The sequence below is a fragment of the Novosphingobium kaempferiae genome (genome assembly GCF_021227995.1).
In the GTDB taxonomy this organism is placed as follows: Bacteria; Pseudomonadota; Alphaproteobacteria; order Sphingomonadales; family Sphingomonadaceae; genus Novosphingobium; species Novosphingobium kaempferiae.
In genome coordinates this window covers 428,582-445,856 of record NZ_CP089301.1, presented here as the reverse complement: position 1 = coordinate 445,856, position 17,275 = coordinate 428,582, and the positions used below count along the sequence as shown (strand labels likewise).

Here is a 17,275-nt window from a genome sequence, read left to right as displayed (position 1 = left end):
GGATTGAGACCATGACGCAGCTACCGATTTCCGCCGACCTCATCGCCGAGGCCAATGCCCGCGCCGCCGAGGCGCTCGACGACGAATATGCCGCGCTCGGCCGCAAGCTGGAGCGTTCGGGCATCGCCATCGACGCCATCAAGGACAAGGTCGCCGCGTTCTCGGTCGCGGTGCCGACATGGGGCGCGGGGCGCGGCGGCACCCGCTTCGCCAAGTTCCCGATTCCCGGCGAGCCGACCAACATCCACGAGAAGCTGGAGGACTGCGCGGTCATCAACCAGCTCTCCCGCCTGACCCCGCGCGTCTCGCCCCATTTCCCGTGGGACAAGGTGAGCGACTACAAGGGCCTGCGTGAAGAGGCCGCCGCGCTCGGCCTCGGCTTCGATGCGGTGAACTCCAACACCTTCCAGGACCAGAAGGACCAGGCGCAGACTTACGCCACCGGCTCGCTGTCCTCGACCGTCGCCGCCACCCGCGCGCAGGCGGTGGAGCACAACATCGAGTGCATCGAGATCGGCCGCCAGCTCGGCTCCACCGACCTGACGGTGTGGGTGGGCGACGGCACCAACTTCCCCGGCCAGCAGGATCTCGGCCGCAGCCTCGACCGCTATCTGGACGCGGCGGCCGAAGTCTACGCCGCGCTGCCCGACGACTGGCGGATGCTGCTGGAACACAAGATGTTCGAGCCCGCATTCTACTCCACGGTCATCAGCGACTGGGGCTCGTCCATCCTTGCGGCGCAGGAACTGGGGCCGAAGGCGAAGTGCCTCGTCGATCTTGGCCACCATGCCCCCAACGTCAACATCGAGCAGATCGTCGCGCGCCTCCACCGCTTCGGGAAACTGGGCGGGTTCCATTTCAACGACAGCAAGTACGGCGACGACGACCTCGATTCCGGCTCGATCAACCCGCACCAGTTGTTCCTCGTCTTCAACGAACTGGTCGAGGCGGAACTCAGCCCCCGTGACGGCTTCCGCCCCGCCTACATGATCGACCAGTCGCACAACGTGACCGACCCGATCGAATCGATGCTGTCCTCCGCCGAGGCCATAGGTTCGTGCTACGCCAAGGCGCTGCTGGTGGACCGCGAGGCGCTGCATCTCTCGCAGGAAGCCAACGACACGATGATGGCCTTCCAGGCGCTGCGCCGGGCCTACAACGTCGACGTCTCGCCGATCCTCGCGAAAGCGCGCGTCGAGGCGGGCGGCGCGGCGGATGTGCTGGGCACCTATCGCGAAAGCCGCTGGCGCGACCGCAAGGCGCAGGAGCGTAATGCGGTGGGGCTGGGCGCGGGCATCGTCTGAGCCGGATCCTCCCCGGAACGGGGAGGAAATGGCTTACTGCCCCGGCGGCACCTCGGGGCTCAGTTCCTTCGGCGCGCCGCCGAGCACCACCGAGCCGATGGATGCCGCCACCACCAGCGCGATGGCGAGCCATTGCAGCGCCAGCAGGTGCTCGCCCAGCAGCACCGCCCCGGCCACTGCGCCGACGGCGGGTTCGAGGCTCATCAGCACGCCGAAGCGGTTCTCCGGGATCTGCTTGAGCGCGATCATCTCCAGCGAATAGGGGACCGCGCTCGACAGGACGGCGGTGACGAGGCCGATCAGCATCAGCGAGGGGGCGAGCAGCGCCGTGCCCGCCTCATAGATGCCGAAGGGCACCACCACCAGCGCGCCCGTCGCCATGCCGAGCGCGACCGCCTGCCCGCCGGGAAGGTGCGTCGTCTTCTTGCCGAACACGATGTAGAGCCCCCAGCACAGCCCCGCGAGCAGCGCGAAGCCCACGCCCACCGGATCGAGCGAATGCGGCGTGTCGCGGATCGGCAGCAGCAGGAGCAGCCCCGCTGCCGCCATGCCGACCATCGCGAAGTGCGCGGGGCGGCGCGAGTGGAGCAGCGACACGGTCAGCGGGCCGAGGAACTCGATGGCGATGGCGAGGCCCAGCGGGATCGTGCGCAGCGCCATGTAGAAGCTGAGGTTCATCAGTCCCAGCACCGCGCCGTAGCGCATCGTCGCGAAGAGGTCCGCACGGGTCAGCCGCATCCGCCATGGCCGGAACAGCAGCACGAGGATCAGCGCGGAGAAGCCGACGCGATAGGCGATCGCCCCGGTCGCGCCGACGCTCGGAAACAGTTGCTTGCCGAACGACGTACCGACGCAGAACGCCACGATCGACCCGGCCAGCGCCAGATAGGGCACGGCCCGCAGCAGCGGCGAGGGGACGGTCGGGGCGGGTGCGGATACCGTGGTCATGCCCTCCCTATATCGAATGCCCGCTGGCGATGGCTGGCGAAATTCGCCATTGAGTGACGGATTTCGTCACAGCGAAGGACAGTATGATGGAAACCGTCGAGATCGACCAGTTCGATCAGCGAATCATCGAGATCGTCCGGCGCAACAACCTTGCGCCCGCACGCTCGATTTCGGCCAAGGTCGGCCTGTCCGAAAGCGCGGTGCTGCGCCGGTTGCGGCGGCTGCGCTCCTCGGGCGTGATCGTGGCCGACGTGGCGCTGATCGACCCGGCGCGGCTGGCGCCCGCGATCACCATCCATGTCCTCGTCGAACTCAACCAGTCGGGCCTGCGCATGGAACAAGCCTTCGCCGCGCGCCTCGCCGAGCGCCCCGAGGTCATCGGCGCGTGGAACGTGACCGGGCGAACCGACTTCCTGCTGATGGTGAGCGTGCCCACCATCGAGGCCTACCAGCGCTTCTCCGACGAAGTACTCGCCTCGGACGAGAACGTGCGCGATTTCGAGACGCTGGTGACGCTGCGCGAGATCGTGCGGCGCGATCCGCTGCGGGCCGGGCATCCGGTGTGAGTGTTGGAGTGGGTAGGGTATCGGGCGTGATGTCAGGCGCAATGCCGGTCAGGCCGCTCAAAGCCGGTCGAACACCGATCCCATGCGCGGGCTGAACAGCCGCTCGTAAGTGCGCAGAAGATGCGTGTCGGTCATCGAGGCGACATAGTCGCAGATCACGCGCACGCTGCCGTCGGCGGCCTCGAACAGCGCGCAGACGTCGCGCGGGAGGAGGCGGTGCGGGTCGGCTGCGAGGGCCTCGAACACGGCGACGACCATCGTTTGCCCTTTCAGCTCCAGCTGCTGGACCTCGGGGCTGAGGATCACCTCGCGCACCACGAAGCCCTGAAGGGCGTCGAGGAAGGCGCGCTGGCGGGCGGGAAGGGCGACGCGCCAGCGCAGCAGCGGCTCGCGGAAACCCTTCTTCTCGACGAAAGTGGCGCCGGTCAGGAAGTGGTGGACGAGCCGGCTGACGAAGCGCTTGCGCGTATTCGCGCCGCCGAACAGCCCCTCGACCATGTGCGAGAACACGTCGTTCTCGCTCTCGCCGGGGTACTTCTCCTTGAGCGCGTCGAGGAACGAGCCGCAGTGGCCGTCCATCGCTTTGGTGAAGGCGTCCTTGCTCACCAGCCCCAGCGCGATGGCGTCCTCAAGGTCGTGGACGCCGTAGGCGATGTCGTCCGCCACATCCATGATCGTGCAGTCGAGCGACTTGTGCAGCGTGCGCGCGTGCTTGCCCTCGACCGGCTCCAGCGCCTGGAACTTCGTGCGGTCGGCGGCGGAGAGGGGATCGAGGATCCAGTCCACCACGTCCTGCTCGCCGTCGAAGTGGCACTTGGGCGGCTTGCACGCCTTCGGGTCGAGCACGCGGATGGTGGAGGGGCCGTCCATCAGGCGCGGTTCCAGCGCCGGGTTGCGCGCCTTCGACCATGCGACCGGGTACTTGAGCACCCCCAGCAGCGTGCGGCGGCTTAGGTTGGCCCCGGCGTTGGCGGAGAACGTCTCCAGCCGGGCGAGGATGCGCAGGGTCTGGCCGTTGCCCTCGAACCCGCCCGCGTCGCGCATGCAGTAGTTCAGCGCCACCTCGCCGCCGTGGCCGAAGGGCGGATGGCCGAAGTCGTGCGTGCAGCCGATGGCGTGGATCAGGCTGCGGTCGGGCAGCAGCGCGCTCGCCACATGGTCGGGAAACGACTTCGCCAGCTGGCGCGCAAGGCCGCCCGCGATCTGCGCGACTTCGAGCGAATGGGTGAGGCGGGTGCGGTAGAAGTCGCTGTCGCCCAGGTTGAGGATCTGCGTCTTGCCCTGCAACCGCCGGAACGAGGCCGAGTGGATGACGCGCGCATAGTCGATGTCGCCATCCTCGCGCGCGTCCTCGGCCTGCGGGGTCCAGTTCTCGCGCCGTGCGTGCCAGCTCATGCGTTCACCATAGGCACGGGGTATTCCAGCCGTGGCGGCCGAGGGCAATGCGGGCGCTGTGGAAAAGGCGGGATCGTCCCCACACGCATCGTCGCTCACCGTTCGTCATTGCGAGCGTAGCGAAGCAATCCAGCGGCGCGGGCCGACCTTGGATTGCTTCGCTACGCTCGCAATGACGAAGCGGGGGTGAGGGTGGTTGCCCGCCCCTCTACCGTCCGATCAACCCCAGCGCGTGACGGGCGAAGGCATCGCGGTCGAGCACCCATTCGGCGGAAGGCGGAAGGTCTGGGTCGGTGTAGGTCCAGCCCTCGGGCGCATAGACGCGGCGGATCGTGCCGCTCGTGCCGAACGCCAGCGAGACCATGCGCTGCTGCGCGCGGGTGGTCTCTCCATCGCCGTCGACGTGCGACCCGTCCGCACCCAGCCGGTTGCCGGTCTGGCGCAGCGCGAAGACGTGCGGTTCGGGCCGGAAGCTCTCGACCGTGGTGTTGAGGAAAACCGAGAGATAGACCTTGTCGAGCGCGGTCAGCGGATCGGCGGGCATCCGCCACGAAGGGTCGGCGATCACCGGCCAGGGGTAGAGATCGGGCTCGCCGTAGCGGATGTCGGTGCGCAGGTCGACGAGGGTGTCGCGCGGGCTCTGCGCGGGCTGCATGCGCTCTATCCGCAGGCCGTCCGCCCAGGTGAAGCCGAACGCGGAGGCGTCGATCAGCGGCATCGCGGAGGGCGTCGATCCCTGCGGCACGTTGGAGACGGTGACGTTTTCATAGATGCGCAGGTACGCCTTGTCCTTCAACTGGTGCCCGCTCGCCATGTCGCCCCCGGCGCGCTGGCCGTGGAAGACGGTGTTGCGGAAGTGCGAGACGAGCGTGCCGTTGATGTAGGTGGTGTGCTCCTGATCGACATTGGTGCCGACGTTGCCCGCGATGTCGCTGTCCTCGACGTAGATCATCGTCTGCCCGTTGGGCGCGAAGAGGCCGTTCTTGCCGCCGTAGATGCGCGAGCGGCGGATGACGGCGGTGAACAGGCCGGGCTTCCGCGTCTCGGTCACTTCCAGATGGAGCGCCGCCTTGGGCTGGATCGCCTGCGGGAAGTCCAGTTCGACGTCGCGCATCTCGAAGTGGACGCGCTGCGTGCCGACGCCGAACAGGCGCAGGTCCACGCTCGCCCAGTCGTAGTCGGTGCGAAACGAGACGCGGTGGCCGGGCATGGAGGAGCGCAGGATGTACTGCGTGCCCTGCAGCGATCCTGTCACCTGCGGCAGCCACGGTGCGAAGGGGTAGACGCAAGGGCGGCCCTGACCGTCCAGCGCGTCGTAGACCAGATCGAACCCGCCTTCGGCCCGCCCGCCCAGATCGTCCGCGCCTCGCCCGTAATAGACCTCCTTGCCCGCCGCGCGCGAGGCGTCGCACTTCACCTTCAGCGTGACGGCAGGGGCGCGGAAGCCGTCCATCGGCATGTAGAAGGGATAGAGCCGGTCGCGCTCCTCCGGCGGCGGGCTGTCGACCGGGGCCGGTGCGGGTGGCTGCGTCGGCGCGGCGATGGCCATCGGCGCGGTCATGTCGAGCAGCAGCGGCAGCGACAGGGCGAGCGTAGTTCTCAGGCGACGGTAGGAAGGCAAGGGTATCTCCGCAGGACGAAACACCGCTCGTCATTGCGAGCCGCAGGCGAAGCAATCCAGCGCAGTGGGAGGCGGTGGATTGCTTCGCCTGCGGCTCGCAATGACGAGCTCAAAGATCAGGCCCTACCGCAAATTGGTGAACGAAGACCTGCCTCAGCTGGCGATGGCGGTGAGGAAGGGCGACACCCGCTTGCCGTTGGTGGCCTGCTGGAAGGCGAGGAACGCCTTGGCATCCAGCGCCTTGGCATAGAGCCAGCCCTGCGCGAAGCCGACCCCGGCGGCGCGCAGGTAGGCTTCCTGCTCGGGCGTCTCCACCCCCTCGGCGACGATCTTGAGATTGAGGCCGTGGGCGATCTCGATGATGTGCGGCACCACCACGCTCGTCGCCGCGCCCTGGCCGATGGCGTCGACGAAGGACTTGTCGATCTTGAGCGCGTCGAGCGGCAGCGCTTCCAGCAGCGCGAGGCTGGAGTAGCCGGTGCCGAAGTCGTCGATGGCGACGAGGTGCCCGGCGGCGCGGGCCTGTTCCAGCGTGCCGCGCGCCTGCGCCGCGTCCATGAAACCGCGCTCGGTCGCCTCCAGCCAGATCTGCTGCGGCGCAACGCCGCTTGCCGCCAGCGCCTCGGCCAACACCGGCAGGAAGCGTCCGCTCTGGATGTCGGTGGCGGAGATGTTGATCGCGACGTGGACGCTGCGCTCGCGCCGCAGCATGTCGGCAAGGTCGGCGACGACCTGCTCGATGACGAGATCGGTCAGCGGCGCGATCAGCCCGTTCTGCTCGGCCAGCGGGATGAACACCTCGGGCGACACCGCAGTCCCGTCCGGCTGCTCCCAGCGCAGCAGCGCCTCGGCGCCGACGCACAGGCCCGTCGCAAGCTCCATGATCGGCTGGTAGAGCACGCGGAACTCGCGGTTGCGGATGGCGAGTTCCAGTTCATGCTCCAGCGACATGCGCTGGCGCGACAGCCACACGATCAGCCCGACGAGGAAGGCGGAGATCGCAAGGCCGAGCGGGACCAGCACCCACAATTCGCGGTCGATCCGGCTCTGGATCAGCGCGCGGTCGGTGATCGCCACCGCCTCGAAATTCGGGCTGCGCACGGAGGTGTAGACATGCGCGCCGAGGTGGCCGAAGCCGCCTTCGCCGATGGCCTCGCGCGCAATTGCTTCGCCCGCGTCGCCGTTCACCGCGATCAGTTTGCCGTCGAGTGTCGCCAGTGCAAGCGTCATCGGCGTGTCGGTCATCACGTCGACGAAACGCTCGCGGTTGACGAGCACGTTGTAGTCGCCGTGGGTGATGGCGATCACGATGTTGCCGCCGCTGACCTTGGGGCGCACGTTCATGAAGAACCCGTAGCCGCCGGGCACCCGTGCATCGGGCGTGCCGTGGCCGATGTCCTGCCGGACCATGCCCCAACTGGTGCAGGCGAGCTTGCCGCCGATGAAGTAGCCGACCTCTTCCACCGCCGCAGAATCGAGCGCGAGTTGGCGCATCCGGGCGATGTGCGCCTCGGAGCACGACTTCCATCCGTCGCCCTCGACTTGCGCGAAGACCTCCTTGACCCGATCGAAGTTGCGTTCCGCACGGCGCAGCGTCCAGTCGGCGTATTCGGTCAGGTGCGTCCGCTCGGCCTGCGTGGCGCGGTAGCGCGCATAAGTCGCGATCCCCGCCAGAGGCAGGACCGCCGCGAGAACCGCGAGGAAACCGGCGATCAGGACGATGCGGCGGCGTTGCATCGGGGCACTATGTCAGAAAAGCTACGTGATTCTACTTAAGTTTGCAGCGCCGTGCATCGCGGCGCGCGCTTGTTGACAACGATGTCCACGCTTGTCGCAGAAGGGTTGAACGCGGGGCGGGGCCATGCTCAACCACCTGCCATGAAAGCCCTTCGCCCCCCCGTCTCCCTGCTCGCCGGTGTCATCGCCGTTGCGCTTGCCGCCCCGTCCATTGCCGATTCCGGCGCGAAATCCGGTCTGCCGGACGCCGATCCGATCAAGTGGGTGGACCCGATGATCGGCACCGGGCCGGAAGGGCACACCTTCCCCGGCGCCAGCGCGCCGTTCGGCATGGTGCAGCTTTCGCCCGATACCGACGCGACCTGCAAGGTGCGGGACTGCTACGCCCACGCGGCGGGCTACAGCTATCACGATACGACGATCCAGGGGTTCAGCCACACGCACTTTTCGGGGGCGGGGCACTCCGACCTCGGCGACTTCCTCGTCATGCCCGCGGTGGGCGCGGCGGATGCGGTGAAGCTCGATCCCGGCACGGCGGACAAGCCCGGCTCGGGCTATCGCCAGCGCTTCTCGCACGACACCGAGGTGGCCGAGGCGGGCTATTACGCGGTGACGCTGGCGGACAGCGGCGTGCGGGCGGAGATGACGGCGGGCACCCGCGTCGGCGTCCATCGCTATACGTTCGCCAAGGGGCAGGACGCGCACCTCGTCCTCGACATGCGCAGCAGCCTCTACGACTATCCGGGCAAGGTGCTGTGGTCGGGCCTGCACCTGCACCCGGACGGCACGCTGACCGGCTTTCGCGAGACGCGCGGCTGGGCGCCGGGGCGCAAGCTGTTCTTCGCCATGCGCTTTTCCGCCCCGCTGAAGGGCCACGCCTTCGTCGATCGGGACGAAGCGATCGCCTACAAGGGCTTCCAGGGGCCGGGCCGGGGCACCGCCACTCTGGACGAGAAGCTGGGCAAGCTGCTGGAGGCGCGGCTGGATTTCGGCACGCTCGACAAGGCGCTGGAAGTGCGCGTCGCGCTCTCGGGCGTGGACGAGCAGGGGGCCATCGCCAACCTCGATGCCGAGGGGGCGGACTTCGATACCGTGCGCGCCCGCACGCAGGCATCGTGGCGCGCGGAACTGGGCCGCGTGCAGGTCGAGGCGCCCGCGCCGACGCGCACCAACGTCTACACCGCGCTCTACCACACCCTCCTTGCGCCGAGCGTGTGGAGCGATGCCGACGGGCGCTATCGCGGGCCGGACGATCAGGTGCATGAGGGCCGCAGCGGGGGGAAGGACTTCACCTTCCGCTCCACCTTCTCGCTCTGGGATACCTTCCGCGCCGAGCATCCGCTGCTGACGCTGGTGCAGCCGGAGAAGACCACTTCCGACGTCGTCAACTCGCTCATCGCCAGCCGCGAGCACAGCCCCTGGGGCATCCTGCCGGTCTGGCAGTTCGCCGGGCGGGAGACGTGGACGATGATCGGCTACCACGCCGCGCCGGTGATCGCCGACGCCTACCTCAAGGGGATCGGTGGTTTCGACGCGAACAAGGCGCTCGACGCCATGGTCGCCAGCGCCGACTACGCGCCCTACGGCGGCCTCGGCGACTATGTGAAGCTGGGCTACGTGCCCATCGACCGGGAGCCGGAAGCCGCTTCCAAGACGGTCGAATACGCCTACGACGACTGGACCATCGCGCGCATGGCCCGGGCGATGGGCCGGGCCGACGTCGCCGCGCGGTTCGACAGGCGCGCCGGGTTCTGGCGCAATTCCTTCGACGCGAAGAGCGGCTGGCTGCGCGCGCGCAAGGCGGACGGATCGTTCCGCACGCCGTTCGATCCCACCGCGATCAACTACGGGTCGGACTACACCGAGGGCAACGCCTGGCAGTACAGCTGGTTCGTGCCGCAGGATCAGGCGGGCCTGTTCCGCATGTTGGGCGGCGAGGCCAAGGTGATGCAGCGGCTCGATGCGATGTTCGATTTCGACAACTCGAAGATCGACTACAGCCATGCCGAGGATATCTCCGGCCTGATCGGCCAGTACATTCACGGCAACGAGCCCAGCCACCACGTCGCCTACCTCTACGCCTACGCGGGCGCGCCGTGGCGCACGCAGGAGCGACTGAAGCAGATCGTCGACAGCCAGTACAAGCCGACCCCGGACGGCCTTTCGGGCAACGACGACCTCGGCCAGATGTCGGCGTGGCTGGTGTTCACCTCGCTCGGTTTCTACCCGGTGACGCCGGGCGCGAACCAGTACGTGATCGGCCGTCCCTTCGTCAGCCACGCGGCGATCACGCTGCCCGATGGCAAGCGCTTCACCGTCGATGCCGAGAATCTCTCGGACGCCAATCCCTACGTCGGCCGGGTGGAACTGAACGGTAAGCCGCTGGCGCGCGCGTGGATCACCGACGCAGAAGTGCGCGCCGGAGGCACGCTGCGCTTCGTCATGCAGGCGAAGCCGGACAAGGCCTGGGGCGGCGGGCAGGGCGCAGCACGGCCCTATTCCTCGTCCACCGCGAAGGACTGAGCCCTCCGACCTGCCGCCCCGCGCACAAGCGGGCCGCATTGCTGCGTATCGACAAGCGGCAGCCGCCGTGGGACGATCCCGGGCAATGCGGACTATGGTGATGGGATCGGAAACCAGTGCTCTGAGCGGCGGTGGCCGCGTCCATGTCGTGGACGACGACCCGTCGCTGCGGGCCGGAATGGTGCGCGTTCTGGCTGCCGCCGGGCTCGATGCTGTGGGCCACGCCTGCTCGGCGCAACTGCGCGACGCTCTGTGTGACGATGGTCCCTGCTGCGTCGTCCTCGACGTCGGGCTGGCGGACGAGGACGGCCTTGCCGTGCAGGAGGCGCTGCGGGGAGACGGCAGCACGGTCCCGGTGATCTTCGTCACCGGCTACGGCACCATCCCGATGACGGTGCGGGCGATGCGCGGCGGGGCGGTCGAGTTTCTCATCAAGCCGGTTGCGGACGCGGTGCTGGTCGCCGCTGTGCGCCGGGCGCTGGATCTCGACGCGGGAACCGTCGCAGAGCGCCGCACCCATCGCGACCTCGCGCTGCGCCACGCCTCGCTCACCGATCGCGAGCGGGAGGTGATGGCGCTGGCCATCGGCGGCCTCATGAACAAGCAGATCGCCGGAAGCCTCGGGGTGACTGAGATCACCGCCAAGGTCCACAAGCGGCACGTCATGGAGAAGATGGGCGCCCGCTCGCTGCCCGACCTCGTGCGCATGGCCGAGAGTCTCGGGATCACCGCCACGCGCAAGCGGTGAGGGGTTTGGCGCTCTATCGCCTAGGGTGGAGCGAGGAAGCGATCCGCACAAAGCAAAAGCCCGCCCGGATCGCTCCGGGCGGGCTTTCACTGTTTCAGCTTCGATGAAGCCGAAGAACGCTCTTACGAGCGGTTCTTCAGAGCCTCGCCGAGGATGTCGCCGAGCGAAGCGCCCGAGTCCGACGAACCGTACTGCTCGACTGCTTCCTTCTCTTCGGCCAGCTGGCGGGCCTTGACGGAGAAGTTGGGCTTCTTCGAGCGGTCGAAGCCGGTGACCATGGCGTCGAGCTTCTGGCCGACCTGGAAGCGGTCCGGACGCTGCTCGTCGCGGTCGCGGCCGAGGTCCGAGCGCTTGATGAAGCCGGTGGCGCCATCGTCGCCAGCCTGGACTTCCAGGCCGCCGTCGCGGACTTCGAGGACGGTGACGGTGACGACCTGGCCACGGCGCAGGTTGCCTTCGGCCGACGAACCGGTGCCGCCGGCAGCCGGAGCGCCACGCTCAAGCTGCTTCATGCCGAGCGAGATGCGCTCCTTCTCGACGTCGACGTCGAGAACCACGGCCGAAACCTGCTCGCCCTTGCGGTGCAGGGCCAGGGCGTCCTCGCCCGAGATGCCCCATGCGATGTCCGACATGTGGACCATGCCGTCCACGTCGCCGTCGAGGCCGATGAACAGACCGAATTCGGTCGCGTTCTTGACTTCGCCTTCGACCTGCGAGCCGACCGGGTGACGCTCTGCGAACGCTTCCCAGGGGTTCTGCTGGGCCTGCTTCAGGCCGAGCGAGATGCGGCGCTTGTCCGAGTCGACCTCGAGCACGACCACTTCGACTTCCTGCGAGGTCGAGACGATCTTGCCGGGGTGGACGTTCTTCTTGGTCCAGGACATTTCCGAAACGTGGACGAGGCCTTCGATGCCTGCTTCCAGCTCCACGAAGGCGCCGTATTCGGTGATGTTGGTGACGGTGCCCGACAGCTTCGCGCCGACCGGGTACTTGACCGATGCGCCTTCCCACGGATCGCTCTCGAGCTGCTTCATGCCGAGGCTGATGCGCTGCGTGTCCGAGTTGATGCGGATGATCTGGACCTTCACGGTGTCGCCGATGGCGATCACTTCGCTCGGGTGGTTGACGCGCTTGTAGCTCATGTCGGTGACATGGAGCAGGCCGTCGATGCCGCCGAGGTCAACGAACGCACCGTAGTCGGTGATGTTCTTGACGACGCCGTCGATGACCTGGCCTTCGCTCAGCTTGTCGATCAGCTCGCTGCGCTGTTCGGCGCGGGTCTCTTCGAGGACGGCGCGGCGCGACACGACGATGTTGCCGCGGCGACGGTCCATCTTGAGGATCTGGAAGGGCTGCGGCACGTCCATGAGCGGGGTGACGTCGCGCACGGGGCGGATGTCGACCTGCGAGCCGGGGAGGAACGCAACGGCGCCGTCGAGGTCGACGGTGAAGCCGCCCTTGACGCGGCCGAAGATCACGCCTTCGACGCGCTTGCCTTCGCCGAACTCGCTCTCGAGCTTGTCCCAGGCGGCTTCGCGGCGTGCGCGGTCGCGCGACAGCATCGCTTCGCCGTCGGCGTTCTCGACGCGGTCGACGTAAACTTCGACTTCGTCACCGACCTTGAGGCCGTGGTCGTCTTCGCCACGAGCGAATTCGCGCAGCGACACGCGGCCTTCGCTCTTGAGGCCCACGTCGATGACGGCCTTGTCGTTTTCGATTGCGGTGACGGTGCCCTTGACGACGCGGCCTTCGAAGCCGTCATCGGCGACGCCGCCGAGCTGTTCGTCGAGCATTTTCGCGAAATCGTCGCGAGTCGGATTGGCAACAGATGCCATCAACACATATCCTTCGTTCGATTTTTCCGGCCTGGCGGTTGGGTCCGCCGGTCTTTCTCCGCCTCGTCCGCACCATGCGGAAAAGCGGGCCAAAAGGGCCGAACTGCCGCGGCGGCCGGATGCCGGTCGCGGCGCCCGTCGAGGCCGGAGCCTTTTCGGACCGGCGGCACTTACGCGTGGGGGGCCGGAAATGCAAGGGAATTGGCGGGGCGGGGCGGCGTGCTTCATCAGCGGGTGGAGAGGTCGGACGCGGGTCGATTTCGGTGCCGTCACCCTTCGCGCGGCGGCCTGAGTCCGGCTTTGGAAGCGCCGACGGATGCGGTAATGTCCCGGATCGAGTCCCTGACGGCATAAGCGGGTATTCGAATGTGAGGGGAATACGCGATGGCTGGATTTGCACCGCAGCGCGAGGGAATATTCTATCTGACGGAAGGCGGCCAGGAGACGGAGATCCAGTACCGTCACGGGCATGACCTGCCCGAGTTCGCCATGTACCCGCTGTTGGAAAATCCCGCTGCGATGGCCGATTTGAAGGCGATGTACAGTCGCGTGCTCGATGTCGCCGCCGAACACGGCTTCGTCGCGATGATCACCGGCCTCGATTATCGCGGCAGTTCCGACTGGGGCGAGAAACTCGGCTATTCGCGCGAAGGGCTGGCGGATGCGATCGAACGGTCGATCGCCTTTCTCCGCGACGTGGCCCGGCCCTATCGGGAGCAGGGCGTGCAAGTCCTCATCGGCGGACAGGTCGGTCCGAGAGGGGACGCCTACGAACTGAACCGCACGATCACCGCGAATGAGGCCGAAGACTATCACGCTTTCCAGCTTGGGGTTCACAAGCGTGCGAACGTCGATTTCTCCTGGGCGGCGACATTCAACAACGTCCCCGAAGCGGTCGGCGTCGCGCGGGCGGCTGCGCGGATCGGCCTGCCGCTCACGATCTCGTTCACGCTCGACAGCAATCACCGCCTGAAGTCGGGGCCCAGCCTGCGGGAAGCCATCGAGGCGGTGGACGCCCAGACCGGGGACGACAGGCCGGACTTCTACGGCATCAACTGTTCGCACCCGATCGAGTTCGAGCCCGCGCTGGAGCCGGGAAGCTGGATCGAGCGCATCCGGAGCGTGCGGCCGAATGCGAGCGCGAAGGACAAGATCGATCTCTGCCAGCTCGGACATATCGAAGATGGCGATCCCGTCGACCTCGGCCATCGCATCGGCGTGCTGGCCCAGCGCTATCCGCACATGGACGTCTTCGGCGGGTGCTGCGGGACGTGGGCGCCGCACCTGCGGGAGATCGCCAGGAACGTGCGCCGATCGTCGATGTAGGGGGACGCTTTCCTACACGCCTGCCCGTTCGATAGACTGCGCGCCATGTCCCGTCCGACCGCCATCTGCCTCGCAAGGTTACACCGCAAGGCGACACCTGCCCTCTGCAAGGCGACACTGTCCGGCCCAAGGCGACACCTTTCCCTTCTGGACCGTGTAAACCGTGTAAACCGTGTAAACGCGGTGTCTCCTCATCGCGAAACGGCTCTGGCCCAATTCCCGCAGGGCGCTATCATGGCGGCGGGAGAACAAGAGATGTCCGAAGGACTCGTGCGCCATCTGGCGCAATATGCGGCCTATCACCGGGACCGCCGCAACGTCGCCACGCACATGGTCGGAATACCGCTGATCGTGCTGGGCGTGGAGGTGCTGCTCTCGCGCCCTCAGTTCGCGATACTGGGCGTGCAGCTGAGCCCGGTGGACTTCGCCATCGTCGCGGTGTGCTGCTTCTACTTCACGCTCGACCGCAGGCTGGCCTGCGGCATGGCGGTGCTGCTGGCGGCAGGGGCGGTGATCGGCGGCAAGATCGCGGAACAGGAGGCGGCGCTGTGGCTCGGCTGGGGGCTGGGCCTGTTCGTGGTCGGCTGGCTGTTCCAGTTCCTCGGCCACGTCTGGGAAGGGCGCAAGCCCGCTTTCCTCGACGACCTGCGCGGCCTTATCATCGGTCCGCTGTTCGTGCTGGCCGAGGCGGTGTTCCACTTCGGCAGGCGGCTGGAACTGCGCCGCAAGATCGAGGAGCGACTGGCGGCTGAGTGAACGGCCGCTCTTACCCTTCGGCAGCTTGCGCCAGTGCATCCACCGCTGCGATGGCGGCGGCGATGGCTTCCTCGCGCTTGAGCTTCGAGGTGTCGATCACCACGGCGTCGGGGGCGGCGATGAGCGGGGCGTCCTTGCGGTTGCGGTCGCGCTCGTCGCGGGCGGCGAGGTCGGCGGCGATATCCTCCAGCGACACGTCACGGCCATGGGCCTGCATTTCGAGGAAGCGGCGCTGGGCGCGGGCTTCCACCGAGGCGACGACGAAGAGCTTGGCCGGTGCCTCGGGCGCGATGACGGTGCCGATGTCGCGTCCGTCGAGCACTGCACCGCCCGGCTGCAGGGCGAAGTTGCGCTGCCGGTCGTAGAGCGCCTGGCGCACCGCCGGGTGGATCGAGACGCGGCTGGCGAGCCCGCCGGTCGCTTCGGAACGCAGTTCGGGGTCGCCCAGCAGTTCGGGCGCGAAGGCGCAGGCGGCCAGTGCGTCCGCCGGATCGTCCGGATTGCCGCCGTCGAGCAGGCACTGGCGGCCCACCGCGCGGTAGAGCAGCCCGGTGTCAAGGTGCGGCAGATGGAAATGCGCGGCGAGGGCCTTGGCGATGGTGCCCTTGCCCGAAGCGGTCGGTCCGTCGACGGCGATTATCATGCGACGAGGCCCTCCAACATGGACTCGAACATGGGGAAACTGGTGGCGATGGGGCGCACGTCGTCCACTTCCACGCCCGCGCGGCTGGCGAGGCCCGCGACCGCCATCGACATGGCGATGCGGTGGTCGAGGTGCGTGGCGATGGCGCCGTTCGTACCGACGAGCGGGTCGCCGCCGGTGCCGGTGATGACCATGCCGTCCTCGGTCTCGCGCACGGTCGCGCCTGCGGCGGCGAGCGCGGTCGCCATGACGGAGATGCGGTCGGACTCCTTGACGCGCAGTTCCTCGAGGCCGGTGCAGGTGGTGACGCCATCCGCCAGCGCGGCGGCGACGAAGAGGACGGGGAACTCATCCACCATGGCGGGAACGATGGCAGGATCGACCTCGATGCCCTTGAGGGTCGAGTGCTTCACCAGCAGGTCCGCCACCGGCTCGCCGCCGACCTCGCGCGGGTTCACCTCTTCGATGGAGCCGCCCATCTGGCGCAGCACTTCGACGATGCCTGCGCGGGTGGGATTGAGGCCCACGTTCTCGATGAGCACTTCGCTGCCCGGGATGAGCAGGGCGGCGACGATGAAGAAGGCGGCGGAGGAAGGATCGCCCGGAACCTCGATGGTCTGCGGCTTCAATTCGGCTTCGCCCCGGATCGAGATCACGCGCGCGCCGTCGGCATCGGTCTCCACGGTCAGGTCGGCGCCGAAGCCACGCAGCATGCGCTCGGAATGGTCGCGGGTGGGGACGGGCTCGATCACGGTGGTGATGCCCGGCGTGTTGAGACCCGCGAGCAGGATCGCGCTCTTTACCTGCGCCGAGGCCATCGGCAGGCGATAGCGGATCGGCACGGCGGGCGATGCGCCCTTAAGGATGAGGGGGAGGCGGCCGCCTTCGGAAGCCTCAAAGCTCGCGCCCATCGTCGAGAGCGGATCGATCACGCGGCCCATCGGGCGCTTCGACAGCGATCCGTCGCCGATGAATGTCGCGGTGATCGGGTGGCTGGCGACGAGGCCCATGAGCAGGCGCGTCGAGGTGCCCGAGTTGCCCATGTCGAGCGGCGCTTCGGGTTGGAGAAGGGCGCCCACGCCGACGCCATGGACGGTCCACGCGCCTTCGCCCGTCCGCGTGACCGTCGCGCCCATGGCGCGCATGGCGGCGGCGGTGGACAGCACGTCCTCGCCTTCGAGCAGGCCCGTCACCGTCGTCTCGCCGACGGCCAGCGCACCCAGCATGATCGAGCGGTGGCTGATCGACTTGTCGCCCGGCACCCGGATTCGCCCTTTCAGCGGCCCGGTCGGCAGGAAGCGGCGGGGGCGCATGTTCAGGGTATCATGACTCACGGTATCGGCTCTTTCCGGGACGGGAGGGCTGGGAAATCGGGGCGGCTTTTGACAGCGCCTGCCCTCTATGGCAAGGCGCGCGCCCTGATGCGGCCAGCACGCTTGATTTTGCCGGGCTTGATTAAGTAGGCAGGCTTTCCCATCAAGACACGGATTTATTCGCCCGCTCCATCAGGGACGGGCCAGACGAGGACTTTCCATGGCCAAGCCTGAATGGGGCGCCAAGCACGGCTGCCCGAAATGCGGCACCCGCTTCTACGATCTGGGCAAGGACGACCCGGTGACCTGCATCGAATGCGGCAACGAATGGACGCCCGAGCCGGTGCTCAAGTCCAAGCAGCCGATTCCCTATGAGGAAATCCAGAAGAAGGAAAAGGTCGAGACGGAAGACTCCGATCTGGCCGAGGACGATCTGGACATCGATGAGGACGGCGATTCGCCGGACAACGACGTGGACCTCGGCGGTGACGACGACCTCGGCATCGGTGGCGGTGACGACGACGAAGACCACGACAACTGATGTTCGCAGGGGCGTCGGA

14 protein-coding genes are annotated in these 17,275 nt (G+C 67.6%); 7 read left to right on the top strand and 7 right to left on the bottom strand.

Annotated features, from left to right (window positions below; all coding sequences use genetic code 11):
- Positions 1–11 precede the first annotated feature (11 nt).
- Positions 12–1,304, top strand: a complete 1,293-nt coding sequence (rhaI, locus tag LO787_RS02170; RefSeq protein ID WP_232494247.1) for an L-rhamnose catabolism isomerase — start codon at positions 12–14, stop codon at positions 1,302–1,304.
- Between the two features lie 33 nt (positions 1,305–1,337).
- On the opposite strand, the gene LO787_RS02165 is transcribed toward rhaI, so the two are convergent.
- The gene (locus LO787_RS02165; RefSeq protein WP_232494246.1) at positions 1,338–2,252 is read right to left on the bottom strand and encodes an EamA family transporter; all 915 of its coding nucleotides are present in this window, start codon (positions 2,250–2,252) and stop codon (positions 1,338–1,340) included.
- Positions 2,253–2,338: 86 nt separating this feature from the next.
- On the opposite strand from LO787_RS02165, the gene LO787_RS02160 reads away from it, so the two are divergent.
- The gene (locus LO787_RS02160; RefSeq protein WP_420847807.1) at positions 2,339–2,818 is read left to right on the top strand and encodes an Lrp/AsnC family transcriptional regulator; all 480 of its coding nucleotides are present in this window, start codon (positions 2,339–2,341) and stop codon (positions 2,816–2,818) included.
- Positions 2,819–2,875: 57 nt separating this feature from the next.
- Here LO787_RS02160 and LO787_RS02155 read toward each other — a convergent pair whose 3' ends face one another.
- The 3 genes from LO787_RS02155 to LO787_RS02145 form a co-directional block, all read right to left on the bottom strand.
- A complete protein-coding gene (locus LO787_RS02155) occupies positions 2,876–4,213 on the bottom strand; it encodes an anti-phage deoxyguanosine triphosphatase (protein ID WP_232494244.1) in 1,338 nt (445 codons plus the stop codon).
- A 208-nt stretch (positions 4,214–4,421) separates the two neighbouring features.
- Positions 4,422–5,834 (bottom strand): hypothetical protein, encoded by a 1,413-nt coding sequence (locus LO787_RS02150; protein WP_232494243.1) that lies wholly within the window; start codon positions 5,832–5,834, stop codon positions 4,422–4,424.
- Positions 5,835–5,987: 153 nt separating this feature from the next.
- Positions 5,988–7,571 (bottom strand): EAL domain-containing protein, encoded by a 1,584-nt coding sequence (locus LO787_RS02145; RefSeq protein ID WP_232494242.1) that lies wholly within the window; start codon positions 7,569–7,571, stop codon positions 5,988–5,990.
- 141 nt (positions 7,572–7,712) lie between these two features.
- Here LO787_RS02145 and LO787_RS02140 point away from each other — a divergent pair, with 141 nt between their 5' ends.
- The gene (locus tag LO787_RS02140) at positions 7,713–10,094 is read left to right on the top strand and encodes a GH92 family glycosyl hydrolase (protein ID WP_232494241.1); all 2,382 of its coding nucleotides are present in this window, start codon (positions 7,713–7,715) and stop codon (positions 10,092–10,094) included.
- Positions 10,095–10,179: 85 nt separating this feature from the next.
- Positions 10,180–10,842, top strand: coding sequence for a response regulator transcription factor (locus tag LO787_RS02135; RefSeq protein WP_232494240.1), 663 nt, complete (start codon positions 10,180–10,182; stop codon positions 10,840–10,842).
- 122 nt (positions 10,843–10,964) lie between these two features.
- On the opposite strand, the gene rpsA is transcribed toward LO787_RS02135, so the two are convergent.
- A complete protein-coding gene (rpsA, locus tag LO787_RS02130; RefSeq protein WP_232494239.1) occupies positions 10,965–12,677 on the bottom strand; it encodes a 30S ribosomal protein S1 in 1,713 nt (570 codons plus the stop codon).
- Between the two features lie 384 nt (positions 12,678–13,061).
- Here rpsA and LO787_RS02125 point away from each other — a divergent pair, with 384 nt between their 5' ends.
- Positions 13,062–14,003, top strand: coding sequence for a homocysteine S-methyltransferase family protein (locus tag LO787_RS02125; protein WP_232494238.1), 942 nt, complete (start codon positions 13,062–13,064; stop codon positions 14,001–14,003).
- Positions 14,004–14,258: 255 nt separating this feature from the next.
- Entirely contained in the window at positions 14,259–14,759 is a 501-nt protein-coding gene (locus LO787_RS02120; RefSeq protein ID WP_232494237.1) for an Mpo1 family 2-hydroxy fatty acid dioxygenase, read from the top strand.
- Positions 14,760–14,769: 10 nt separating this feature from the next.
- Here the strand turns inward: LO787_RS02120 and LO787_RS02115 are convergent, their stop codons facing one another.
- Both LO787_RS02115 and aroA read right to left on the bottom strand, forming a co-directional pair.
- Positions 14,770–15,402 (bottom strand): (d)CMP kinase, encoded by a 633-nt coding sequence (locus LO787_RS02115; RefSeq protein WP_232494236.1) that lies wholly within the window; start codon positions 15,400–15,402, stop codon positions 14,770–14,772.
- Positions 15,399–16,715, bottom strand: coding sequence for a 3-phosphoshikimate 1-carboxyvinyltransferase (gene aroA / locus LO787_RS02110; protein ID WP_232496227.1), 1,317 nt, complete (start codon positions 16,713–16,715; stop codon positions 15,399–15,401). The genes LO787_RS02115 and aroA overlap by 4 nt, the downstream gene beginning before the upstream one ends.
- A 220-nt stretch (positions 16,716–16,935) precedes the next feature.
- On the opposite strand from aroA, the gene LO787_RS02105 reads away from it, so the two are divergent.
- Complete coding sequence (locus tag LO787_RS02105) at positions 16,936–17,256, top strand: TIGR02300 family protein (protein WP_232494235.1); 321 nt, start codon at positions 16,936–16,938, stop codon at positions 17,254–17,256.
- Positions 17,257–17,275 lie beyond the last annotated feature (19 nt).